20 protein-coding genes are annotated in these 22,800 nt (G+C 72.1%); 3 read left to right on the top strand and 17 right to left on the bottom strand.

All coding sequences use genetic code 11. The annotated features are described in order from the left end of the window. Nucleotides 1-193: 193 nt before the first annotated feature. The 10 genes from ACR68M_RS31155 to ACR68M_RS31110 form a co-directional block, all read right to left on the bottom strand. Nucleotides 194-1,447 carry an MFS transporter gene (locus ACR68M_RS31155; RefSeq protein ID WP_441247492.1) on the bottom strand — a complete coding sequence of 418 codons (1,254 nt, stop codon included), beginning with the start codon at nt 1,445-1,447 and terminating at the stop codon, nt 194-196. A gap of 17 nt (nt 1,448-1,464) precedes the next feature. Then, complete coding sequence (locus ACR68M_RS31150) at nt 1,465-2,013, bottom strand: PadR family transcriptional regulator (protein ID WP_441247491.1); 549 nt, start codon at nt 2,011-2,013, stop codon at nt 1,465-1,467. Nucleotides 2,014-2,213: 200 nt separating this feature from the next. Further along, nucleotides 2,214-3,020 (bottom strand): enoyl-CoA-hydratase DpgD, encoded by an 807-nt coding sequence (gene dpgD, locus ACR68M_RS31145; protein ID WP_441247490.1) that lies wholly within the window; start codon nt 3,018-3,020, stop codon nt 2,214-2,216. Then, nucleotides 3,017-4,300 (bottom strand): (3,5-dihydroxyphenyl)acetyl-CoA 1,2-dioxygenase DpgC, encoded by a 1,284-nt coding sequence (dpgC, locus tag ACR68M_RS31140; protein ID WP_441251760.1) that lies wholly within the window; start codon nt 4,298-4,300, stop codon nt 3,017-3,019. The genes dpgD and dpgC overlap by 4 nt, the downstream gene beginning before the upstream one ends. Nucleotides 4,301-4,356: 56 nt before the next feature. After that, nucleotides 4,357-5,034 (bottom strand): enoyl-CoA-hydratase DpgB, encoded by a 678-nt coding sequence (gene dpgB / locus ACR68M_RS31135; RefSeq protein ID WP_441247489.1) that lies wholly within the window; start codon nt 5,032-5,034, stop codon nt 4,357-4,359. Between the two features lie 68 nt (nt 5,035-5,102). Continuing rightward, on the bottom strand, nt 5,103-6,257 hold the full coding sequence (gene dpgA, locus ACR68M_RS31130; protein ID WP_441247488.1) for a 3,5-dihydroxyphenylacetyl-CoA synthase DpgA: 1,155 nt from the start codon (nt 6,255-6,257) through the stop codon (nt 5,103-5,105). 127 nt (nt 6,258-6,384) lie between these two features. Further along, nucleotides 6,385-7,680, bottom strand: a complete 1,296-nt coding sequence (locus tag ACR68M_RS31125) for a PLP-dependent aminotransferase family protein (protein ID WP_441247487.1) — start codon at nt 7,678-7,680, stop codon at nt 6,385-6,387. A gap of 17 nt (nt 7,681-7,697) precedes the next feature. Next, nucleotides 7,698-7,925 (bottom strand): MbtH family protein, encoded by a 228-nt coding sequence (locus ACR68M_RS31120; RefSeq protein WP_441247486.1) that lies wholly within the window; start codon nt 7,923-7,925, stop codon nt 7,698-7,700. A 185-nt stretch (nt 7,926-8,110) separates the two neighbouring features. Continuing rightward, nucleotides 8,111-12,004 carry a non-ribosomal peptide synthetase gene (locus ACR68M_RS31115; RefSeq protein WP_441247485.1) on the bottom strand — a complete coding sequence of 1,298 codons (3,894 nt, stop codon included), beginning with the start codon at nt 12,002-12,004 and terminating at the stop codon, nt 8,111-8,113. A 96-nt stretch (nt 12,005-12,100) separates the two neighbouring features. Beyond that, nucleotides 12,101-13,396, bottom strand: a complete 1,296-nt coding sequence (locus ACR68M_RS31110; protein ID WP_441247484.1) for a ParB/RepB/Spo0J family partition protein — start codon at nt 13,394-13,396, stop codon at nt 12,101-12,103. Nucleotides 13,397-13,867: 471 nt separating this feature from the next. On the opposite strand from ACR68M_RS31110, the gene ACR68M_RS31105 reads away from it, so the two are divergent. Then, the gene (locus tag ACR68M_RS31105; protein ID WP_441247483.1) at nt 13,868-14,689 is read left to right on the top strand and encodes a LuxR C-terminal-related transcriptional regulator; all 822 of its coding nucleotides are present in this window, start codon (nt 13,868-13,870) and stop codon (nt 14,687-14,689) included. A 26-nt stretch (nt 14,690-14,715) separates the two neighbouring features. On the opposite strand, the gene ACR68M_RS31100 is transcribed toward ACR68M_RS31105, so the two are convergent. Continuing rightward, nucleotides 14,716-15,963, bottom strand: a complete 1,248-nt coding sequence (locus ACR68M_RS31100) for an MFS transporter (protein WP_441247482.1) — start codon at nt 15,961-15,963, stop codon at nt 14,716-14,718. A gap of 69 nt (nt 15,964-16,032) precedes the next feature. Here ACR68M_RS31100 and ACR68M_RS31095 point away from each other — a divergent pair, with 69 nt between their 5' ends. Further along, nucleotides 16,033-16,680 (top strand): ArsR/SmtB family transcription factor, encoded by a 648-nt coding sequence (locus tag ACR68M_RS31095; protein ID WP_441247481.1) that lies wholly within the window; start codon nt 16,033-16,035, stop codon nt 16,678-16,680. Between the two features lie 651 nt (nt 16,681-17,331). Here ACR68M_RS31095 and ACR68M_RS31090 read toward each other — a convergent pair. The 5 genes from ACR68M_RS31090 to ACR68M_RS31070 are packed head-to-tail and all read right to left on the bottom strand — an operon-like array spanning nt 17,332 to nt 21,439. Beyond that, on the bottom strand, nt 17,332-18,366 hold the full coding sequence (locus ACR68M_RS31090; protein ID WP_441247480.1) for an HAD-IIIC family phosphatase: 1,035 nt from the start codon (nt 18,364-18,366) through the stop codon (nt 17,332-17,334). A gap of 5 nt (nt 18,367-18,371) precedes the next feature. Further along, entirely contained in the window at nt 18,372-19,511 is a 1,140-nt protein-coding gene (locus ACR68M_RS31085) for an acyl-CoA dehydrogenase family protein (protein WP_441247479.1), read from the bottom strand. 2 nt (nt 19,512-19,513) lie between these two features. Continuing rightward, nucleotides 19,514-19,774, bottom strand: coding sequence for an acyl carrier protein (locus ACR68M_RS31080; RefSeq protein ID WP_441247478.1), 261 nt, complete (start codon nt 19,772-19,774; stop codon nt 19,514-19,516). A 23-nt stretch (nt 19,775-19,797) separates the two neighbouring features. After that, complete coding sequence (locus ACR68M_RS31075; protein WP_441247477.1) at nt 19,798-20,649, bottom strand: 3-hydroxyacyl-CoA dehydrogenase family protein; 852 nt, start codon at nt 20,647-20,649, stop codon at nt 19,798-19,800. Nucleotides 20,650-20,671: 22 nt separating this feature from the next. Beyond that, nucleotides 20,672-21,439: a thioesterase II family protein gene (locus ACR68M_RS31070; protein WP_441247476.1), complete on the bottom strand. Its 768-nt coding sequence runs from the start codon at nt 21,437-21,439 to the stop codon at nt 20,672-20,674. 114 nt (nt 21,440-21,553) lie between these two features. Here ACR68M_RS31070 and ACR68M_RS31065 point away from each other — a divergent pair, with 114 nt between their 5' ends. Then, nucleotides 21,554-22,546 carry a 3-oxoacyl-[acyl-carrier-protein] synthase III C-terminal domain-containing protein gene (locus ACR68M_RS31065; protein ID WP_441247475.1) on the top strand — a complete coding sequence of 331 codons (993 nt, stop codon included), beginning with the start codon at nt 21,554-21,556 and terminating at the stop codon, nt 22,544-22,546. Between the two features lie 19 nt (nt 22,547-22,565). On the opposite strand, the gene ACR68M_RS31060 is transcribed toward ACR68M_RS31065, so the two are convergent. Next, nucleotides 22,566-22,784: an MbtH family protein gene (locus ACR68M_RS31060; RefSeq protein WP_441247474.1), complete on the bottom strand. Its 219-nt coding sequence runs from the start codon at nt 22,782-22,784 to the stop codon at nt 22,566-22,568. Nucleotides 22,785-22,800: the final 16 nt, after the last annotated feature.

The raw sequence follows: 22,800 nt of genomic DNA, 5'->3' as shown, positions 1-22,800 counted from the left end.
GAGCCTGCTCGGACTCGCTCATCCTAGGAACTGACGGCCCTTCCGGTACTGGTCACAGCGGTGGCTGTCCGCTACCTGACAGAGTCCCGCCACCGTGGACGAGCGGCCGGACCACTTGCTGCCAGCGCAACGCACGGCACCCCGGCCCCGCAGAGCGGGACCGGGGTGCCGTGGAACAGCAGCGGAGGGGGCCCTACTCCTCGGGCCAGGCGGCGACGCGCAGCGAGCGGCTGGTCCAGCCTGCGGCGGCGAGCAGCGTGAGGATGCCCGCCAGCGCCAGGATGGCGACGGTCGGGGTGAGGAACTGGAGCAGCATCCCGGAGCCGAAGACGCCGATCGAGGCGCCGACGCCGAAGACGGTCATGCAGGCGCTGATCGCCCGGCCGCGCTGCTCGTCCGGCACCTGGCGGAAGATCAGGACGTCGACCAGGACACGGACCGAGGGGCCGCTGAGGCCGAGCACGAAGAGCACGGCGGCCAGCCACCACGGGCCCCACGGGAGCGCGAGCAGCGCGGTGAGCACGGCCTCGGCCGCCGCGACGCTCAGGATCAGGATGCCGGGCCGCAGCAGCCGGTGCAGCGGCCCGACCAGCGCGGCGCCCGCCAGACCGCCGACGGCGAGGCCGATGGTGGCGAGGCCGATGGCGCCGGAGGAGACGCCCTGGTGCCGGAGTTGGACGACGGTGACCAGCATGATCGGGGCGCCGGCGAGGTTCATCGCGGCGGCGAAGAGCATCCCCGCGCGAAGGGTCGGATCGCTCCACAGGGCGTTCAGGCCGACCAGCATCCGCCGCAGCACCGGCAGGCCGTCGGCGGGCCGCTTGGGTGCGGCGGCCCCGGCGGGCACCCGGACGAAGAAGGTGCAGAGGAAGGCCGTGACGAATCCGGCGGCCGTGACCAGGAAGGGCACCACGTGGCCGACGGCGTAGAGGAAGCCGCCGAGCGGCGGCCCGGCCAGGGCGGCGCTGTTGCTGCGCACCTCCTCCTGGGTGAGGGCGGCGGTGAGCTGGCTCTTCGGGACGAGGGTGCGCACCAGCAGCGTCCGGGTGGAGCCGCCGAGCGGCTGGGCGGCTCCGATCACGACCGCGACGGCGAGCAGGTGCCCGAGGGTGAGCGAGTCGAGCAGGACGGCCACCACCACGCTGGTGGCTACCAGCGCGCGGACGGCCTCGACGGTGAGCAGCAGCCGCCGGTGGTCGTAGCGGTCGGCCAACTCCCCCGCGGGTATGCCGAAGAGCAGCGAGGTGAAGATCTGCACGCCGCCGAAGGCGCCCGCCCAGCCGGGCGAGCCGGTGATGGCGAGCACCACCAGCGGGTAGACCAGGTCGGTCATCTGGCGGCCGAGGAAGGCGGGCACCGAACCGGCCCAGAGGAGTTGGAACCCCCGGTTGCGGCGCAGCGGCACCTCCTGCTGGGGGGTGTCGAGTGCCGTGTCGGTTCCGCTCATCGGGTGGGCCTCCTGGTTCAGGGTGACGGCTGGTCCGTCGGTTCGGCTCCGGCGAGCATCAGGTAGAGCTCGCGGCGGGTGCGGGCCAGGGTGCGGCCCGCCTGCTCGATCTGTGCGGGTTCGGCGGCGGTCGCCACCTGCTCCACGGCTGCGACCAGTTGGGCGAGTTGGCCGCGCAGCTCGGTCAGCTGCTGGTCGGGGCCGCTGATCCACTCCTCCCAGGGGGTGCCGAGGGCGGCGCGGTTGGCCTCGACGTACTGCTCGCCGTCCTCCGTGAGGTGGAAGGTGCGGGAGCCCTTGGCGCCGCTGGCCTGCGCCAGACCCTCGTCCTCGAGGAGTTGGAGGGCCGGGTAGACGGAGCCCGCGCTGGGCCGCCACATGCCCTGGCTGCGGCGGTCCAGCTCGCGGACGATCTGGTAGCCGCTGACGGGCCGTTCGGCGAGCAGCAGCAGCGCGGCGGCCCGGACGTCGGGGGTTCTGGTGCGGTGCCGGTGGGCGCCGCCGTGGCTCCAGGGTTCGGGTGGCGGCGGGGGCAGGGGCGGCGGTGGCGGGTAGGGCGGGTACATGGTCGTTCCTCCTTCGCCGATCGTCAGCAACATATCGCTGAAGCTCGGCGAACACCAGGAGTGCGAAGGAATCAAGCCAACCCGGTACGCAGGAAGGGGCGCGGGGAACGGCGCGAAGCCGGAAGGCACCGGTGCAGCCTTCCGACCTCGCGCGGTTCCCCGCGCCCCTGGGTGGTGCAACTGCCCGTGCGGCTACCTGTTCAGCGGCCCTGCCAGCGCGGTGGGCGTTTCTCGGCGAAGGCGCGCGGGCCCTCGACGGCGTCCTGACTGTGCATCCGCCGCTCCTCCCAGACGTACCGGGTGGCGAAGGCCTGCTCCAGCGGCAGGTCGACCGAGCGCATCACCGCCTCCTTGATCGCCCGCACCGCGAGCGGGGCCGCCGCGACCAGATCGGCCACCCAGCCCGCCACGCAGGCGTCCAGCTCGGCGGCGGGCACCACCTCGTTGAGCAGGCCCAGCTCGAAGGCGCGGGCCGCCGTCAGCTGCCGACCGGTCATCAGATGGCCGAGAGCCGTCTTGAGCGGCAGCTGCCGGGCCAGCCGGAAGGCACCGCCCGCACCGGGGACCAGGCCGAGGCGGGCCTCCGGGAGGGCGAAGACGGAGCGCTCCGAGGCGACCACCAGATCGCAGGCGAGAGCCAGTTCGAAGCCACCGCCGAGCGCGAAGCCGTCCACCCGGGCGAGCACCGGCTTGGAGAGCGCGAACCGCTCGGTCAGCCGGGGCCAGCCGAGCAGGCCCCGGCTGCCGAAGGTGGTCGGGGCGGTGCCCGCCGCGTTGAGGCGGGCCCGCTCCTTCAGGTCCTGGCCGACCGAGAAGGCCCGCTCCCCCGCGCCGGTCAGCACCACCGCCCGGATCTCGTCGTCCGCCTCGACGTCGTCCCAGACGGCCGCGAGCTCCTGGTGCATCCGCAGGTCCATCGCGTTCAGCACCTCGGGGCGGTCCATCGTCACGTACGCGACGTGGTCCTTCTTCTCGTACGCCACCCGGGGCCGGTCGTCCTCCGTCACGCGGAGCTCCGCCCGGCCGAGAAGCGGCCGACCTTGCCGATCACGTCCTCGCTGTAGAGGCGCAGCACCTGCTGGAGCGCGAACTCCGCCATGTAGTGGCGGAACGCCTCCGGCGGGTCCTCGGCGAGGTTGACCATCCGGCGGTTGGTCACCACGGCCGGACTGTCGAGGCGGCGCACCGCCTCCTCGACCGCCTCGTCCAGCTCGGCGGGCTCGACGACCTGGTCGAAGAGCAGCGCCGCGTCCGGCTCGGTGGCCCAGATCCGGCGGCCCCAGAGGATCACCTGACGGGAGATCCGGCCGCCGGTGAGCCGGGCCAGGCGCAGGTTACCGGCACCGGGCACGATGCCCTCCTGCGCGGCGGGCAGGCTGAAGTAGGCGTCGGCGCCGGCGATGACCCGGTCGAAGACCATGATCAACTGGGCGCCGCCGCCGATCGCGAAGGTGTCGACGGCCGCCACCCACGGCTTCTCGACGGTGCGGGAGCGCCAGGAGCCCGCGTGGTCGGCCAGCACACCCCGGACGAGCTTGCTGATGTAGCCGAGCTCGCGGCGCAGCAGGAAGTCGACCAGCGAGATCTGGCCGCCGTGCAGGCTCTTGAGGTTGATCCCGGCACTGAACACCCGGCGACCCTTGTACCGGGGGTGGGTCTGGACGCCGCCCCGGAAGACCCCGACGTGCACCTGCGGGTCGAGCAGCGCGAGGTCGACGGCCGTCTCGACGTCCTCGACCTGCTGGTTGTCCTCGGCGTTCAGGCAGTCGTCGCGGCAGAACGTCAGGTGGGCGGCGGTGCCACGCCGCTCCAGCCGGACGGAGTGCAGCTGGACGACACCGGTGCGCTCGAACTCGGGCAGCAGCTCCAAGGCGCGTTCGGTCGGCCGGAGCATCGCGTCCATCAGGTGCGGCCCGCTCACCGGGGAGCGGAGCACGGCGCTGAGGAAGATGCCGTGGTCGATCTCGTGGCCGTCCTTGTCGGCCTGCTGGCGGGTGCGCTCCTCGGCCGTCCGCTCGGCGGTGGGGACGAGCCCGGGGTACGCCTCGGCGGCGGCCCCGACCAGCTCGGGGAGCCGCAGCCACCGGGTGCGGCCCTCGGTCAGCCGGTCGTAGACGGCCTCGGCGTGCACCGCGAGGAAGCGGCTGCGGAGATCACGGGCCGCGTGCTTGGCCTCGGCCGCCCGAGCCTGCTGCTCGGGGGTGCGCGCGGCGGGCAGCGGGAGGGAGTCGAGCAGCTCGTTCGCGCCCGCCGAGACTTCCGCCAACTGCTTGGCGGCGGCCGACAGTTCGCTGTCGACGGCCTCGGGGGCGGCCCCCGCCTGACCGGCGGGGACCGCGGGGCTCACGAGTGCGCCTCGGCCGGCTCCCGGCGAAGCACGCGGTCGCAGGCGGCGAGGTGGCTGCCAAGGGCGGTCTCGAAGCTGGTCGTGGCGGCGTCCAGCATCAGCTGACGGCGCATGCCCGTCCAGCGTCCGGCGCTGGCCGCGACGGCCTCGACCGCCTTGGCCTGGCCGGCCTCCTCGACCAGCTCGTCGACGAGGCCCAGCTCCAGCGCCCGCAGGGCCGGGATCGGCGCGCCGAAGAGCACGGCACGGCGGGCGCCGGCGATGCCGACCTGGTTGGCCAGCCGGTAGACCGACATCCCGGGCCAGACACCGCTGTCGTCGGCGGGCAGCGTGAAGCTGGTGCCGCCGGTGGCGATCCGGTGGTCGGTCGCGAGCAGCAGCTCGAAGGCGGTGCCACCGACCTCCCCCGTCGCCACCGCGACGGTGGCGGTGTCCAGGCGCTCCAGGCGGCGCAGGGCGCGCTCCCACTTGTTGACCAGCGGCACGGGCAGGCCGGCCGACCAGCCCTCGGCCGGAGCGCCGCTGACGTGCAGGACGGCGACGGCGGTGCCGTCGGAGTCCTCGGCCTGCTCGCACAGGGCGTTGACGAGGGCGACGATCTCGGCGCTGAGCGGCTTGCTGCCGTCGATCCGGGCCACCAGCGCGGCTGCCTCGGTGGTGGTGGAGGGGGTCACGTTCTTCTCTGCCTCTCGGTTCGTACGGTCATGGGAAGGCTGCTGGTCCGCGGTGCGGTGCTGCTCGGTCACCAGCGCACCAGCGCGGTCTCGATGGTCGAGCCGGGGCCCATCGTCATCAGCACGCAGTACTCGCCGGGGTTGGCGACGCCCTCCTCGCACAGCCGCTCGTACGAGAACAGGAACGAGCCGCTGGAGACGTTGCCGTAGTCGCGCAGCACGCCGGTGGTGTGGCGGACGTCGTGCCTGGTCAGCCCGAGGTTGACCATGACGGAGTCGATGACCTTCTTGCCGCCGGAGTGCACCAGCCAGTGGCCGATGTCGCTGCGGCGCAGGCCGGTGCCCTCCAGCAGACGGTCGACCACCCGCTCGGCGTGGGCGCCGACCACGTACGGGACCTGGGGGTCGAGGTAGAAGCTGAACCGCTCCTGGTCCATGTCCCAGTCGTAGCGCATCGCGTCGAGCGCCTCGGTGATGATGTAGCTGGAGAACTTGAGCACCCGGGGGCCCTGGGCCGTGCCGAGCAGGCTCTGCTGCGCGCCGGAGGTGCCGTCGCCGGACATCACGGCGATCGCGGCGGAGCCGTCGCCGAAGAGGCTGTTCACGACGGAGGTGCGCATGGTGCCGTCGAAGACGTAGGCGGCGGAGCAGGCCTCGGCGCAGACCATCACGGCCAGCTGCCCGGGGTGGGCGCGGCTCCAACCGGCCACTGCGTTCAGCGCGTTGAGGCCGGCGTTGCAGCCCATGCCGACGACGTCCAGGCGGCTGGCGCGCGGGTCGATGCCGAGCTCGCGGATGATCAGGGCGCTCAGGCCGGGGGTGAGGAAGCCGGTGGAGGTGACACAGGTGAGGTAGCCGATGTCCTCCAGGTTCGCCCCGGCGTTCTTCAGGCACTCCTGCACGGCGCGGGCGCCGATCTCGACGGCGTTCTTCTTGTGCTTGGCCAGGAGCTCACCCTGGATCTCCAGGTGGCGGCCGCCCTCCGGGGTCTCCGGCGGCAGCGTGAGGTGACGGCGGTCGATCGCGCAGTTCATGAAGACCGAGCGGATGCGCTGGTCCTCGATGCCGAAGACGTCGAGGAGTTCGGCCTGCGAGTACGAGGTGGCGGGCACCGCGGTGCCGACCCCGATGATCCGGGCGACGTCGGTGGTGTCCAGGGCGATCGGCGGAGCGGCGGCCAGCACTCCGGCGTGCTCCAGGTTGAGGTCGAGTGTCAGTGTCATCGGAAGGTCCATCCCCACATTCGGACCTTGCTCCGACGGAGCGGGGTGCAGTGTTCCATGGCTGCGTACGCTTCCTTTCGGCGGAAGGTGAGTTCGGGACAACAGGGGCTGTGCGGAGAGCGGTGCGTCAGAGCTGGGCCCGGACGAACTCGGCGAGCCGGTCGAGCCCCTCGTCGATCTCCTCCGGGCTCAGGTGGCTGAAGGAGAGCCGGAGTTGGCGGCGCGGTTCGGTCTCGGCGTAGAAGTGGTGCACCGGGGTCCACAGCACGCGGTGGCGCCGGGCACTGGTCTCCAGCAGGTCGTCGCCGGCCGCGAAGGGCACGGTGAGCAGGCAGAAGAACCCGCCGACGGGGGTGTTCCAGGAGACGCCGGGGGTGTCCGAGAAGCGGGCCGCCAGCCCGCGCTGCACGTGGTGCAGGTTGTCCAGGTAGACCTGGATCTCGCGCTTGTTGGCAGCCTTCAGGCTGTAGCCGTTCTCCAGCAGCTTGCCGCCGATCACGGCCTGCGCGATCGGCGAGGTGTTGACGGTCAACATGCTCTTGATCCGGGCCAGTTGGTCGGCCAGCGTCTCGGCCCGGCCGTCCCGGCCACTGACCGGCTGGTCGGCGACGACGTAGCCGACCCGGGCGCCCGGCACCCCCGTCTTGGCGAACGAGCCCAGGTAGACCACCCGGTGGTGCTCGTCCAGGGCCTTCATGGTGGGCGGCCCGGAGCCGTCGCCGAGCAGCCCGTACGGGTTGTCCTCGATCACCAGGAAGTCGTGCTCCTCCGCGAGCCGGAGCAGCTCCCGGCGGGTCTCCAGGCCGAGGCTGGCGCCGCTGGGGTTGGCGAAGTCCGGGACGAGGTAGCAGGCGCGCGGCCGCAGCCCGGCCGCCTTCGCGGAGCGCACCACCTCGACCAGGTCGGCGAGGTCGATGCCCTCCGGCGAGTCCTGCACCGGCAGCACCGGCAGATCGGCCAACTGGGCTGCGCCGTGCGCCCCGACGTAACTGGGGACGACCGCGAGCAGTGCGTCCTTGTCGTCGCGGCGCAGCGCGCGCAGCGTCAGGTAGAGCGCCTCCTGGCAGCCGACGGTGACGACGACGGACTCCGGGTCGACCACGATGCCCTCGTCCACCCGGAGGTGTTCGGCGACGATCTCGTGAATGATGCCCTTCGTCCGGCCGTACTGGAGCATCGTCCGCCGGACGGCGATCTGGTCGCCGTTCAGACGGTCCGTCAGGTGCTCCTCGTAGGTGGCCAGATAGCGGTGGATCAGATCGAGGTCGAAGAAACCCTCGTACGGCCTTCCGGCCGCGAAGGAAATGGCGTCCGGGTAGTGGTGCGCCACTTCGTTGAGGAAATTCATGGATTCACTGACCGGCGAGGCCAGTGAGTCGTGCAACTCCAGGATGTCCAGCCGCGGGGCCGACAGACCGGTCATGGGAGCCCCCCAGGGCCTCAGGCGGACGCCTGCGCGTCGGCGTTCATGGCCGCGACCAGGCTGGCCGGGCGCATGTCCGTCCAGTTCTCCTCGATGTAGGCCAGGCAGTCGGCACGGCTGGAGTCGTCCTTGCGGATCTCCCAGCCGTCCGGCACCTCGGCGAAGAGCGGCCAGAGCGAGTACTGCTCCTCGGCGTTGACCAGAACGCGGAACCGGCCGCTCTCGTCGTCGAACGGATTCGCCATGTGAAAACCTCCCCAACGCGCCATGCGGACAAGGGCGGCGGATATCCGTGATGGCCGCAGACCGGCCTGGGAGATATCTCTACCGGCCCGCTGAACAAGCTAGAAGCCACCCGCCTGCAGCTACAAGGCTCTTCCTCCGGCAAACCCGGCAAGAACCTGCCAAGGCGGGCGGCCCACCCCGGGATTCAGTGCCCGAGCACTCCCGAGATCACCTGACCGATCGTCAGAAGTGCTTCCTGGGACATCATTCGGGGGTGCCCGCAGGCGACGGGGGTGTCCACCACGGTGCCGTCCACGAAGGGCTCCCAGTGCGCCGCCGTGGGCGCACCTTCGGGCCGGTCCTCGGTGGCGGTGAAGAAGTGCAGGGGCCCCCGGTACCGCTGCGGCCGGTAGGTCCGGCGCAGCTGCCGGTGGTGCTGGAGCGAGCGCAGCACGCGCGGCAGCTCGTCGGCCTCCAGGCCGCCGAGGCCGCCGACGGCCTCGTCCAGCTGGTCGACGTCGCCCTGCTCGGCCCAGTCGGCGAGCAGCTGGTCCGCCTCCTCCTCGTCGCCGGGGAGCGTCAGCCGCTCGCCGGCGGCGCCGAAGGCCGGGTAGGCGTCGAGCAGGGCCAGCAGCTCCACCTGCTCGCCCTCGGCCTGGAGCTGGACGGCGATGGCGTGGGCGACCACCCCGCCGAAGGACCAGCCCAGCAGCCGGTACGGCCCGGCGGGCTGGACGGTGCGGATCTGGGCCAGGTAGTCGGCGGCCATCTCCTCGACGCTGTCCGGCCGTGCGGCGCCGTGGGAGAGGCCGCGTGCCTGGAGCCCGTAGAGCGGGGTCTCCGCGTCGAGGTGGCGCAGCAGGCCGGTGTAGCACCAGCTGATGCCCCCGCCGGGGTGCAGGCAGAAGACCGGGGTACCGGTACCTCCTGCCCGAAGGGGCAGCAGCACCTCGAAGGTCTCGCGGTCGTGCTCGGCCTCCAGCCGCCGGGCCAGGCCGGCCACGGTCGGCTCCTCGAAGAGGTCACGCAGCCGCAGCTCGACGCCGAGCGCGTCGGCGATCCGGCGGACCAGCCGGGCGGCGAGCAGCGAGTGACCGCCCAGTTCGAAGAAGCCGTCCTCGACGCCGATCCGCTCCAGCCCGAGGGCCTCGGCGAACAGCCCGCAGAGCAGCGCCTCGACGGGTGTGCGCGGCTCGCGCGAGGTGCGGGCCCCGGTGTGGCCGGGGGCGGGCAGCGCGGCCCGGTCGAGCTTGCCGTTCGGGGTCAGCGGCAGGGCGGGCAGCACCTGCACGAAGGCGGGCACCAGATAGTCGGGGAGCACCTTGCGGGCCTGCTCGCGCAGCGTGTCGCCGTCGAGTTCGGCGCCGCTCACCGGGACGACATAGGCGACCAGGCGGCGGTCACCGGGCGCGTCCTCGCGGACGATCACGCAGACCTGGCCGACGGCCGGGTCCGCCGCGAGCACGGCCTCGACCTCGCCGGGTTCGATCCGGAAGCCGCGGATCTTGACCTGCTGGTCGGCCCGGCCGATGAACTCCAGCTGCCCGTCGGGGCGCCAGCGGGCGAGGTCGCCCGAACGGTACATCCGGTCGCCGGGCGGGCCGTACGGGCAGGCGACGAAGCGCTCGGCGGTCAGGCCGCGCCGCTCCAGGTAGCCCCGGGCCAGGCCGGCGCCCGCCAGGTAGAGGTCGCCGACGACGCCGGGCGGGCAGGGGGCGAGCGCGGCGTCCAGCACGTAGAGCCGGGCACCGGCCTGCGGGCGGCCGATCGGGACGGGCCCGTCGGGGAGTTCCGCGCCCGGGGGGATGCGGTACTCGGCGCAGTTGACCGTCGCCTCGGTCGGTCCGTACACGTTGAGCACCGTCGCGTCCGGGTGCCGGCGCCGCCAGCTGCGGACCGCCTCGGCCGTCAACGCCTCGCCACCGAGCAACAGTTGCCCGGTGGGCGAGTACTCCTCCGGGGCCTCGGTGAGCAGCGCCAGGTGGCTGGGGGTGGCCTTCAGGAAGGTGCACGGGGTCGCCCGGAGCAGCTGCTGCTCGGCCGGGTCGGGGTCGGTGAGGGAGGCGAGGACGACCCGGCCGCCGACGGTGAGCGGGGTCCAGAGCGCGGTCACGGTGAGGTCGAAGGAGAGCGAGGAGTGCAGCAGCGCCGTGCCTGCGGCGCCCGGGTAGGCGCTGCCGCAGTAGGCCAGGTAGTCGGCCAGCGCGGCGTGTTCGACGACGACGCCCTTGGGGCGGCCGGTGGAGCCGGAGGTGTAGATGACGTACGCCGGGTGGCGTGGGGCGATCCGGACCTGGGCCTCGGGGGTGGTGTCCGGCATCGCCGCCAGCTCCCGGGCGGTCTCGGGGCTGTCCAGCAGGAGCGCGTCGGCCAGGAGAGCGTCGGGCAGTAGGCCCTCGGTGGAGACGACCAGCGCCGGGCGGGAGTCCTCGACCATGTGGGCGAGCCGCTCCGGCGGGTAGCCCGGGTCGAGCGGCACGTAGGCGCCGCCCGCCTTCAGCACGGCCAGCAGCGCCGTCACCGCCTGCGCGGAGCGCGGCAGCGCGACGGCGACCAGCTGGTCGGGGCCGATGCCGCGCCCGGCGAGCAGGTGGGCCAGTCGGTTGGCGGCGGTCTCCAGCTCGCCGTACGTCAGGGTGAGCGCGCCGTCGACCAGCGCGGGGGCGTCCGGGGTGCGGGAGGCGGCCGCGCTGACCAGCGCCGGGAGGGTGGCGCCGGTGGGGAGTGCGACGGGGCCGTTCCACTCGGTCAGCAGCTGGCGGCGCTCGTCGGCGCCGAGGATGTCGATCCGGCCGATCGGGGTGGCTGGGTCGGCGACGACGGCGGCCAGGATGCGCTGCAGCTGGGCGGTCATCCGCTCGGCCGTGGCGCGGTCGAACAGGTCGGTGGCGTAGCGCAGGGTGCCGATCAGCCCGGCCGGGGCGCCCTCGGGGTCGACGGTCTCGATCACGGTGAGGGTCAGGTCGAACTTCGAGACGGCCGTCTCGACGTGCTCGAACCCCGCTTTCAAGCCGTCCAGTTCGACGGCGTGCCCACCGCTGTCACGCTGGAACGCCAGCATCACCTGGAAGAGCGGGTGCCGGGCGAGCGAGCGAGCGGGGTTGGCGATCTCCACCACCCGCTCGAAGGGCAGGTCCTGATTGGCGTACGCGGCCAGGGTGGTGGTGCGGACGCGGGTGAGCAGCTCGCGGAAGCCCGGGTCGCCGGAGGCGTCGGCGCGCAGGACGAGGGTGTTGACGAAGAAGCCGCAGAGGTCTTCGAGCGCCTCGTCGTCGCGGCCGGCCGTCGGGGTGCCGATCGGCAGGTCGGTGCCCGCGCCGAGGCGGTGCAGCAGGGTGGCGAACGCAGCCTGGAACACCATGAAGACGCTGGCCTGGCCCTCCCGCGCGATCCCGGCCAGGCCGCGGTGCAGGGCGATGTCGATCTCGAACGGCACGCCGTCGCCCCGGTGGCTCGCCTCGGCGGGCCGGGGCCGGTCGGTGGGGAGGATCAACTGGTCGGGCAGATTGGCGAGTTCCTGCCGCCAGAAGGCGGACTGGAGGCTGATCTCGCTCTCCGGGTCACTCTCCTCGCCGAGCACCTCCTGCTGCCACAGCACGTAGTCGCTGTACTGGACGGGCAGCGGCTCCCAGCCCGGCTCGCGCCCCTCGCGGCGGGCCCGGTAGGCGGCCTGGAGGTCACTGAAGAGCGGCCCGCTGGACCCGCCGTCGGTGGCGATGTGGTGGATCACCCAGGCGAGCACCGCCTCCTGCGGGCCGAGCTCGAAGAGCGCCGCCCGGATCGGCAGGTCGGCCGCCAGGTCGAAGGTCGCCGTGCCGAACTCCTCCAGCAGGGCCGGGAGTTCCTGCTCGGTGACGGGCCGTACGGTGAACGGCACCCGGCGCGCGCCGGGCTCCATGATCTCCTGCCAGGGCACTCCCCCGGCCTCCGGATAGCGGGTGCGGAGGGTCTCGTGCCTGGTGACCAGGTCGTTCAGGGCCTCCTCCAGCGCCCCACGGTCGAGCTGCCCCGTGAGCCGGAGGCCCATGGGGATGTTGTAGACCGGGCTGGGGCCCTCCATCCGGTCGATGAGCCACAGTCGCTGCTGTGCGAACGACAACGGAACCACGCCGACTCCTCTGCCTCACTGGCCCGTCCCGTCCGGGACGCCGCCGTACGGGACGGCGCGCCCGCCCGGCGTTCTCCGGGACAGCGCCTAGGGCGCGCCGTGGTGCTGCTGCTCCTGCTGGTGTTGCTGTTGCTGCTGGTGTTGCTGCTGTGGGCCTCGGTACTGCTGCCCGTGCGGCCCGCTCGGATCGACGTCGCGGGCCTGCGGTGCGGCGACCGCTGCCGCGAAAGCCAGCCAGTCCGCGGCGAACCGGCGGGCCAGCCGGGCGACCTGCTCGCCGCAGTGCGCCGGGATGCCGTCGGCGAAGCCCTGCCAGGCCTCCGCCCCCAGTGGCTGGGCGCCGATCAACCGGAGGAACTCCCGGCCGACCTCGTTGAAGCGCAGCGAAGGGTCCCGCCGCAGCAGGTACTGCACCGCCGCGATCTCCCGGGCGTCCGACCGAAGATCCGCCCGCAGCTCCGGACGCAGCTCCGGACGGGTGTCCGACCGGGCATCCGACCGGGTGTCCGGCTCACTGTCCGGCCGGAGTTGGGGTTCGGCACGGCTCCGCTCGCGCGAGTCCGGCTGGCTGTCCGTCCGGGCCGCCGTACGGGGCTCCGTACGCTGCTCGGGCAGACCTCGGGCCGGGCGGGCGGCGAGGGTGTGCTTCTCGGGTGTCTCCTCCTCGGTGCGGCGGCCCAGCGGGACGACGTCCCGGCCGTGGCGCATCCGCTCCTTGACGTCCCGGGCCGTCCCGACGGAGACCCCGGCCTCCTTCGCGACCGTCCGGAGGGAGGCGGCGGGCCGGTCGGAGATGATCAGGGCCGCCCGCTGCCTGCCTTCGGCAGCACTCAGCGGCCTGCTCCGCCCGTCCTTTCCCACCCTGGTGTTCGACTGTGTCAGGTCGTCAGTTGAACACCGTATCGCCGCGACCCGCTTCGCGGCCAGACCGGTCGCCGAGGCGATCCGGCGATCCGACCAGTGCGGGTGCGTCCGGATGATCCGCAGCGCCGCCGCGGACCGGTCGGCACGCGAAAGCGGAAGCCCGTGACTGGAGTTGAGACTGACCGCGAGGACGAAGGCATCCTCCTCGTCGCCGTCGAAGAAGCAGACGTCGATGTGCTGGTCACCCCGGAGGATGGCGGCCCGCAGCCGGTGCCGGCCGTCCACCACCCTCATGGTGGGGCGGTGCACGACGATCGGCGGCAGCGCGGCCTCGGTGTCCGCCAGTGCCCGTACGTGCTCGCGGTCCTCCCCCTCGGCCCTCGGCGAGCCCGAGATGACGAGCACGCCGATCGGCGTCCGGACGACCTCTCGGCACGGCACGGCACGCCGGTCCACCAGTGCGGCCTCCTGCGGCCGGACGACCGACAATGCGACGCGCGCGGTACGCGCTTCGAGCACTGTGGCTACTGCCGGAAGGCCAGGCTGCGACGAATTCTCTGCCACCGATACATCCACTGCGCCCGATGCATCCGAAACCATCTCCGGTCCACCCCCCACTTCAGGTCGTCCCCGGATACCCGGAGCCAAACCATCCGCGATGCTGCCAGCCCGAACCGGTCATCGCAAGGCCGGTAAGTGGCCGGGAAGGCAAAATCGCTTTACGTCGTTTCCCACCCTGTCCAGCGGGGCAAGCTGGCCGCCCGTCCACGGGCCGACGCGGGTCCGCTCGGCGACGACCCGTAGCCTCTGACCCCACGTCAGCAGGTGTCGGACGGGCCGTCGGTGCCCGAGCCACCGGCCGACGGCACTCGACGGCCACCCGGGTTCGCGCTTACTCTTCAGCCCGGGGACGGTTCCGCACCAGCGCGATCCGCCGGGTGCGCCCCACCAGGGAATCCGCAGCTTGGCGAACTTTTCGAGAGGTCTTCCGTGTATCACACCGTGGACGGAAATCGAATAAATCCGACCGCCGGTTTTGCCAGCGACGAAGCGATAAGCCGCGCGCAGGAAATCATCGGCGAGGCGCTCAACTCTTATCGCCGACAATCATCGCAACTCGTCGCGACGATAGATCCCGTCACCACGCCGACGGTATTGCGGGAGGCGGTCGACCGACGCCAGGGAACCCCGCTCACGCTCCACGTCGTGGGGAGCCCGGTGGCGGAGCTCACCGACCAGGCGACGGCCGAATTTCCCGATTTCGTCCGTCGCGAGATCCTCGGACGGGGTCACACGCTGCAGGTGCTCCAGCACCGCACGGCGGCCCTCGACTGGCGGCACCGGCAGCAACTGGGCCGACTGGCCGCCGAAGGCGTCCAGGTCAGGGTCTCCCCCGGGCACCTGCCCAGCATGGTCGCCCTCGATGCCGATCTGGCGATCCTCCAGATCGTCGGCGGCGACGGCCGGCCGCAGATGCTGGTCGCCCGGGGCGAGGCGGCGGGGGCGCTGTACCAATTCCACCGTGCACTGTGGGAACAGGCATTGGAACTGACGCGCATTCATCGAACACCTGCCGCAGTCGTCTTGGACGAGACCCAGTCCAAGGTGCTGAACAAGCTCTGCGCGGGCATGAAGGACGAGACCGCCGCACGGCAGCTGAACGTCTCGGTGCGGACGTACCGTAGGCATGTTGCGACGATTTTGAAAAGCCTGTCGGTGGGCTCCCGCTTCGAGGCCGGTCTCAAGGTGGCCGAGCTCGGCCTGGTGAATTTCCGGCATATGCACGACCTGGAGGCGAGCGCCCCCGGCTGAGCCACGCCGAGCCCGGCTCCCCCTGGTCAGGCGGCGGTGCCCTCCGGCCACTCGGCCGTCCGCAGTGAGCGGCTGACGGTCGCGGGTATCAGGCCGACCGCCAGCAGCACCGACAGCAGCGTCAGCACGAAGCCGGGCGAGAAGTGGTCGAGCAACAGACCGCTGCTCATCATCCCGGCGGGCATCCCCAGCATGAACGCCGTCATGGTCGCGGCGATCACCCGGCCCCGCAGCTCGTCCGGGACGCGCTGGAAGATCAGCACGTCCACCATCACCCGGAGCGCGGGCACGCCGATCATCGTGATCAGCAGGGCGAGGAAGACGATCACCGGGCCGCCCGGGAGCAGCGGCGCGAGCAGGAACGGCACCACCAGCCAGGTCACGGCGAGCAGCAGCTTCCCGGGGCCCATCAGCCGGTGCAGACGGGAGACCAGGAAGGCTCCGACGATCCCGCCGACGGCCTCGCCCGAAAGGGCCAGGCCGATGCCGGTGCTGCTCGTCCCGCCGGAGCGCATCAGCACGATGACCGGCAGCAGCATGGCGGCCCCGGCGATGTTGATCGCCGAGGCGACCAGCAGGGTGGAGCGCAGCATCGGGTTCTTCAGCATCACCCGGAAGCCCTCCAACGCCCCGCCGCGCGCCCGCGCGGCGGTGGCGTCCGGCCGTCCGTCGAACTTGACCAGGCAGGCGGCGGCGAAGGAGAGCATCGAGCCCAGTGCCGTCCCGATGAACGGTGCGATCCGGCCGACGCTGAGCAGCCAGCCCGCCAGCGGCGGCCCGAGCAGCCCGGCGCCGCTGGAGCGCGCCTCGTCCTGGGAGAGCGCGAGGCGCAGCTGCTCCTTCGGTACCACCGATCGCAGCGCGAGGACGCGCACCGGCCCGCCGTACGCGATCGCGCCGCCGACCGCGACGGCGGCCAGCAGGGTGTGCAGCACCGTCAGGTGGTGCGTCGCGAGGGCGATCAGCACCGAGACGGTGACCAGGCAGCGGAAGCCGTCGGCGAGCATCAGGACGTGCCTCCGGTTGTGCCGGTCCGCCACGGCTCCGCCGTGGATGCCGAAGACCACCGTCGCCGCGAGTTGCAAGGCACTGAACGCGCCGGCGACGGTGGAGGAGCCCGTCATCGCCAGCAGCATCAGGGGGTAGGCGGTGTCGGCGACCCGTGCGCCGAGCATCGAGGCGGCCGAACCGCTCCAGAGCACCTGGAAGCGCCAGTTGCGACGCAGCGGCACCACCGGCCCGGCCGAGACCTGCTCTACTCCGACGGCCGTCACCTGATGTCTCCCCTACTATTCACGCTTCCGTCAATGGTTGCAGAACTGCGATTGATTGCACAAGAGTTGATGGTATGGCTGAATGGCACGATGCACGAGAAGGACAAGGAACGCGAGGTCAACGACGTCGAGACGCTCAAGGCGCTCGCCGATCCGCTGCGTCTGGCGATCCTCAACACCCTCACCGGACAGGGCACTGAGCCTCTCTCGGTCAAACAGATCGCGGCCGAGCTCGGCGAACCGCCCTCCAAGCTGTACCGGCACGTCCGGCAGTTGGAGAAGGTCGGGCTGATCAGCGTCGCCTGCACCCGGCTGGTCTCCGGCATCGTGGAGAGCCGGTACGTGGCGGCGCAACGCTCGCTGCGCCTCTCGCGCCAGATCCTGGCCGGGCCGCCGGTCGACCACCCCGAGGCGCTCGACGCGCTGCTCGCCGCGATCGAGATCACCCGCGGCGACCTGCGCGACAACTTCCTCGCCGGGCGGATCGATCTCGGCGCCCCGAAGGACGGCTCGGCCGGGCCGCCCAGCGCCTTCGGGCACTTCACCATGCTGCTCACCCCCGAGCGCCACCTCTGGCTCTGCCGACAGGTCGCCGGGCTGCTCGACCAGCTCAAGACCGAGGAGGACAGCACGGACGAGAACGCCGTCACCGTCACGCTGTTCAGCCTCCTGTACGCGGTCGGGCCGACGCCCGGGGACGCCCCGCCGCCCGCCTGACCGGGCTCGGCCTCCCACCTGGTTGACCGTGTCAGCACCGACCGCGTCAGCACCGACCGTGTCACCACCGACACCGGCCGATCCGTCACCAGCGTCGCCGTGCAGCCGTCCGGGGCCGGGAGCGGACGGCTCACCCAACCCCGGCTCTCCGGCGGCAGCGCGCCGCCGAGGCCGAGCCCGGCTGCCTTGAGCCGCGCCTCGTACTCCGTCCAGCCGCGCAGGAAGGCGGCCTCCCGTAGCTCCGGGGCGAGCCCGGCCAGGTCCAGCCCCGGCAGGAAGCGCCGGGCGAGCGCCGGGAGGTCGAGCCGCTCGTCGCCGCACTCCAGGTCCACCCCGAGCGGCCCGCCGGCGCCGACGGCGAGCAGCGCCCACTCCCCCGTGCGGGAGAGCGAGAAGGCGGGTGCCCCCGGCGCCTCCGGCCGTCCGGCCGGGCCGTGGCGGAAGGTCAGCTCGCCGGGCGCCACACCCGCGTACTCCGCGAGGATGCTGCGCAGCGCGCCGCGCCGGCGGGCGAACGCCGCCCGCGCCGCAGGGTCGGCGAGCCGCCCGAGCCGTTCGCGCTCGTCGGGCGAGAGGCAGTCGGAGCCGGGCCATTCCGAGCCCGGCCCGATCCACCACAGCTCGACCGTACCCGCTCGGGGTGGCGGCATCTCAGAACTCCGACCGCAGGTCGAGATGGGCGGGCAGCGGCGGTGCGGTCGCCGAGCGGTGCTCCAGCACAGTGACTCCCGCCCGCTCCTCGGCGGTCGCGAAGCCGGCGAAGCGGTACGCGACCTGCATCGGCCGGTTCCGGTCTGTGGGGACGAACTCGCCCTGGAGGCGTACGCCTTCCTCCTTCGAGCGGGCGATCACGTGGCCCAGCAGCACGGTGCCGGTGCCACGGCTCATCACCCGGCAGGAGACCAGCAGCAGCTTCAGCGTCCAGATCTCCGGCGTGTGCTCGACCAGGACGAGCCCGATCGTGCCGTAGTCGCCGAAGCGGTCGGCCAGCTCGGCGACCAGCAGGGAGTGCGTGGCCGAGCCACGCAGCTCGTCCAGCTCGGCCATCGAGTAGGTGTAGCCGGTCGCGTTGAGCTGGTGGGTGCGCACCGTCAGCTCCTCGGCGCGGCGCAGGTCGCCCGGCTGGGCGTGGCGCACCACCAGGCGCATGTCGAGGGTGGCCAGGAACTCGTCGGGGGTGCCGGTGAACTCCTGCTCGGCGTCGGCCCGTTGCAGGTCGGTCCGGTACTGCCTGCGCCGCCAGGAGCCGTCGGGCGAGCCGGGCGGCTGGGTCAGGTCGGGCCGGGCGAGCAGGGCGAGGGCACCCTCGTACTCGGCGGTGCGCACCTGCGGGTGGGCCCGGGTGACCTCGGCGTGCTCGAAGCCGTCGTCGTCGAGGAAGAGGAAGGCGTCGAGACCGAGGTTCAGTGCCTCGGCGATCCGGCGGACGGACTCCGACTTCGCGCCCCAGCCGATCTGCGGGGCCAGGAAGTAGTCGTCCAGGCCGAGTTCGGCGAGCTTGGCGAGCGCGGTGGGCTCGTCGTTGCGGCTGGCGACCGACTGCACGACACCCCGGGCGTCCAGCTCACGGACGGCCTCCGCGACGCCGTCGCGCAGCTTCACGTCGTCGCCGTCCTCCAGCAGGACTCCCTGCCAGAAGGTGTTGTCCAGGTCCCAGACCACGACCTTGACCGGCTTGCTGTTCATCCCGCTCATCCCTTTCCCGTCCCGCCCACGGCACCGGAGTGCCCGAAGCGGCCGATCATCGTCTGGCTGATCTCGTTGCTGCCCTCGATGACCTCCATGACCTTGGCGTCACGGAAGTAGCGGGCGACCGGGCTGTCCGCCGAGCAGCCGGTCGCGCCGAGCACCTGCACCGCGTCCCGGGCGGCGTCCCCCGCCGCGACACCCGCGAAGTACTTCGCCTCGGTCGCCGCCATCGGGGCGTCCGGGCTGTTCGCGCCGATCAACTCCCCGGCGCGCAGGGTCAGCAGCCGCCCGGCGCGGGCGGAGACCACCATGTCGGCGATCAGCCGCTGCACCAGCTGGTGGGCGATCACCCCGCGCCGCCCGGCGTGCGCGGCGGCGGCGTCCAGGCAGCCCTGGACGATGCCGATGCTGCCGCTGGCGACGCTGTACCGGCCGAGGGTAAGGGCGGAGACCGTGATGTACGGGTGCGCCCGTCCATCGGGCCCGACCAGGTTGGCGGCGGGCACCTCGCAGTGGTCGAAGCGCAGCTCGCCGAGCATCGCCCCCCGGGTGCCGAGCATCCCGTTGATCGGGACGACCTCCAGGCCGGGGGTGCCGCGTTCGACCAGCAGCGCCGAGAGCCCGCGCGGGGTGCGGGCGAACACCAGGTAGACGTCGGCGAGTTGGCCGAAGCTGATCCACCGCTTGGTGCCGGTCACCGCGTACCCGGTGGCGGTCGGCTCGGCCGTGGTGGTGACGGCGCCCGCGTCGCTGCCCGCCTCCGGCTCGCTCAGCGCGAACGCGGCGAGGCTGCGGCCCGCGACCAGCTCCGGCAGCCAGTGCCCGCGCTGCTCGGGGGTGCCCCAGCGGCGCAGCGTGTCGGCGACCATGTCGTGCACGGTGAGCAGGCTGCGGGTCGAGGAGCAGGCCCGGCCGATCTCCTCGTGCAGCAGCCCGTACGCGATCGGGTCGAGGCCCCGGCCGCCGAACTCCTCGGGGGTCAGCGGCGCGAGGCAGCCCTCACTTGCCAGCTGCTCGAAGAGGGCGCGGTCGATCCGCTCCGCCGTGTCGTGGCCGGCCGCCAGCGGGGCGACCAGCTCGTCCGCCAGTTTGCGGAAGCCGGCGTGCAGTTCACGCTGCGCCGGGTCGAGTGTCAGCCGCACGGCTACCGGGCCCGGTCGGTCTTGGCCGCGACGAAGTCCGTCACCGCGTTGACGGAGCTGAAGTACGCCAGCTCCAGTTCGTCGTTCTCCACGGTGATGCCGAAGCGCTCCTCGACGAACATCACCAGCTGGGCGGCGAACAGGGAGTTGACGAATCCGGCCGCGAAGATGTCCTCGTCGTCGCCGAGCTCCCGGGCGAGGCTGGTGGTCAGGTACTGGCGGGTGCGCTCGCGGATCTCGTCCGGGCCCAGGGTTGCGGTCATGACTGGCCTTCTTCCAGAGGGAGTTAGCGGTAGGTGTAGAAGCCCTGGCCGCTCTTCTTGCCGAGGTGGCCCTTGGCCACCATCTCGCGCAGCAGCGGGCAGGGGCGGTACTTGCTGTCGGCGAAGCTCTCTTCGAGCATCTCGATGCTCAGCAGCACGGTGTCGATGCCGATCAGGTCGGCGGTCTCCAGCATCCCCATCGGGTGGCCGAGGCAGTTCCGGAAGATCTGGTCGACGTCGGCCGGCTCGGCGACGCCCTCCTGCACGAGGAAGGCGGCCTCGTTGACGGCGAGCATCAGCACCCGGTTGGTGACGAAGCCCGGCGAGTCGTTGACCAGCACGCCCTGCTTGCCCATCCCGGCGAGCAGTTCGCGCGCCCTGGTGACGGTCTCCTCGGCGGTCTGCTCGCCACGGATCATCTCGACCACGGGCTTGTGCGGCACCGGGTTCATGAAGTGCATACCGAGCACCAGCTCCGGCCGGGCCGTCTCGGCGGCTATCCGGGCGATCGGGATGCAGGAGGTGTTGGCGGCGAAGACCACGCCGGGGCGGCAGGCCTTCTCCAGGCGGTGGTAGACCGCGCGCTTGGTCTCCCAGTCCTCGGTGGTGTTCTCGATCACGAAGTCGACCTCCGCCAGCGGCCCGAGGTCGGTGGTCGGGGTGATCCGGGCCAGCGCGCCCGCGTCGTCCTGGGCGGCGTCCGCCGTCAGGAAGCGGGCGAAGCGCAGTTCGCGCCGGATGCGGCCGAGCGCGTCGTCCAGGATCTCCTTGCTGGTGTCGACCAGCACCACGCGGTGGCCGGTGACGGCCAGGCTGTGTGCGACCGAGCGACCGATGGTGCCGGCCCCGATCACCCCGACGGACGGGTTCGTCATGGTCAATCCCTATCGATCGTTGTCAGTTGACGCCGAGCGCGGCGGCTATCCCGCCCAGCACGGCCGTGGAGTGCTCGAAGAGGTAGAAGTGGCCGCCCGGGTGCAGCGTGATGCTGAGGTCGGGGCCCTCGTACTCCGCCCACTCCTCCAGCTCGGCCGGGGTCACCACCGGGTCCTCCCGGCCGCCCAGCACGTGCAGCGGGAAGGGCAGCGCCCTGGGCCCGTCCCAGCGGAACTCCTCGGCCAGCCGCAGGTCGGCCCGGATGGTGCTGAGCACCTGCCGGACGTACTCGGTGTGACGCAGCAGCACCTCGGGGATGCCCCCGGTGCGCAGCAGCCAGCCGAGCAGCTGCTCGTCGTCCTCGTCCCCCTCGGGCCGCTCCCGCACCACGTGCGGCGGCCGGGCCGCCGAGACCAGCAGCGCGCGCGGGCCCGGCAGGCCCCGGCGGCCGATCTCCAGCGCGAGTTCGAGTGCCAGCAGCGCCCCGAAGCTGTGCCCGAACAGCGCGTACGGGGAGGCCAGTTCGCCCTCCAGCGCGTCGGCCAGCTCGGCCACCAGGGCCGGCACCGAGGCGGCGTACGGCACCGCGGCCCGGGTGCCGTGCCCCGGCAGCTCGACCGGCACCATCTCGAACGCCCCGGGCAGCACCGGCCGCCACGCGGCGTACGCACCGGCCGAACCGCCCGCGTGCGGGAGGCAGAGCAGCCGCGCCCGGGGTGCCCCGGAGGCGAGCCTGCCGACAATCCACGGATTTCCCGGGATTGTCCCGGGCAGAGGTACGACACTCATTGTGCAACATCTTTCGAATCGGCGGGAATACTCGGCCGGTACGCTTTCCGGATATCTGGACGCCCGCCGCACCAGCGTGCGACGATAGCAGCCGATCGACGAAAGGAGTGCACAGTGGTCGGCATTTCCGAAATTGTCACGATCCTGCCGGAGAAGCAGGTGGGGGCGCTCGAGACGGCCGAACGGGAGAATCTCCCCGAGCTCGACCGGGAGATCCTGGAGCGGCTCGGCATCGAGTCCGTGCGCGACGCCGAGGGGCGCAGCGCGACGGAGCTGGCGACGGAGGCGGCCCGGCAGCTGGTCGAGGGGGCGAGCCGCGAATCCGACGCCTTCCTGCTGGTCGGCGGCCGCTTCCCCGAGCTGCTGACGGCCTCCGAGGCGACTCGGGCGCAGCGCGCCGCCGGGCTGAGGAGCGGCCTGGCGATGGGGGTTTCGGAGCTTGGGTGCGTCTCGGTCTCCGCCGCACTGATGGTCGGCCGGGGCCTGCTGGCCGCCGATCCGACTCTGCCCGGGGTGGTGCTGGCGCACGGCAACCGGCCGCCCGGCCTGCGCCGGTACCGGCGACCGGTGACGGTGAACGGGGACGGGGCGATGGCCATGCACCTCTCTCCGGACGGCGCGCTACGCATTGTCGACATCACATTGGAGACCAACGGGGATTACTGGGACCTGTTCAAGGTGGAATATCTCGACAGGCCTTTCGAGGAGTGGGCGGAGGTCTGTTCCGATCTGCGCCGGTACTCCTTCTCGCTGGCCGTCGAAAGCCGTAAGCGATTCTCCCGGATGAACGAGGAAATGCTCGCCCGGCAGGGCCTCGCGATGGAGGACGTGGATCATTTCGTCACCCAGAACCTCTCCCTTGGGGCCTTCGACTTCTACGAGCAGGCCTTCGACATCTCGATCGCCCGCGCCTGCCGGTCGAACCTGCGCGCCTACGGCCACGTCGGCTCGACCGACATCGCCCTCAACCTCCAGGCCGGGATGGTCTCGGGCGAGTTCCAGGCCGGTGACCTCGTGCTGGTGATGAACAACTCACCGGTCGCGGCCTGGAGCAGCATGCTGATCGAGGTGACCGGGCCGCTGCGCAGCTCGACGCAGCGGCCCTGACCTCGACCGGCCGGTTCGGTCAGCTCTCCGGGGCCTGCGCCGCCATCAGGCGGCGCAGGCTCAACGGGCGCATGTCCCGCCAGAGTTCGTCCACGTGTGCCAGGCAGGCCGCGCGCGGGCCGGTGAAGCCAGTGGCCCGCCAGCCGGCCGGCACCTCCTTCACCTCCGGCCAGATCGAGTACTGCTCCTCATCGTTGACCACGACCTGGAAGTCGCGGCGGGGTGCGCTGTCGTTCACGTCGGGCTCCTCGGGT

This window comes from Kitasatospora sp. McL0602 (assembly GCF_052076145.1).
Taxonomy (GTDB): Bacteria; Actinomycetota; Actinomycetes; order Streptomycetales; family Streptomycetaceae; genus Kitasatospora.
Note: the sequence above shows the minus strand (reverse complement) of the source record. Positions and strands in the feature narration are given on the sequence as shown.

Bases quoted from the DNA above. Each gene is read 5' to 3' on its own strand.
- ACR68M_RS31155 (WP_441247492.1), bottom strand. From the start codon at position 1,447: ATGAGCGGAACCGACACGGCACTCGACACCCCCCAGCAGGAGGTGCCG.
- ACR68M_RS31150 (WP_441247491.1), bottom strand. From the start codon at position 2,013: ATGTACCCGCCCTACCCGCCACCGCCGCCCCTGCCCCCGCCGCCACCC.
- dpgA (WP_441247488.1), bottom strand. From the start codon at position 6,257: ATGACACTGACACTCGACCTCAACCTGGAGCACGCCGGAGTGCTGGCC.
- ACR68M_RS31125 (WP_441247487.1), bottom strand. From the start codon at position 7,680: ATGACCGGTCTGTCGGCCCCGCGGCTGGACATCCTGGAGTTGCACGAC.
- ACR68M_RS31120 (WP_441247486.1), bottom strand. From the start codon at position 7,925: ATGGCGAATCCGTTCGACGACGAGAGCGGCCGGTTCCGCGTTCTGGTC.
- ACR68M_RS31095 (WP_441247481.1), top strand. From the start codon at position 16,033: ATGGTATGGCTGAATGGCACGATGCACGAGAAGGACAAGGAACGCGAG.
- ACR68M_RS31090 (WP_441247480.1), bottom strand. From the start codon at position 18,366: ATGAACAGCAAGCCGGTCAAGGTCGTGGTCTGGGACCTGGACAACACC.
- ACR68M_RS31080 (WP_441247478.1), bottom strand. From the start codon at position 19,774: ATGACCGCAACCCTGGGCCCGGACGAGATCCGCGAGCGCACCCGCCAG.
- ACR68M_RS31075 (WP_441247477.1), bottom strand. From the start codon at position 20,649: ATGACGAACCCGTCCGTCGGGGTGATCGGGGCCGGCACCATCGGTCGC.
- ACR68M_RS31070 (WP_441247476.1), bottom strand. From the start codon at position 21,439: ATGAGTGTCGTACCTCTGCCCGGGACAATCCCGGGAAATCCGTGGATT.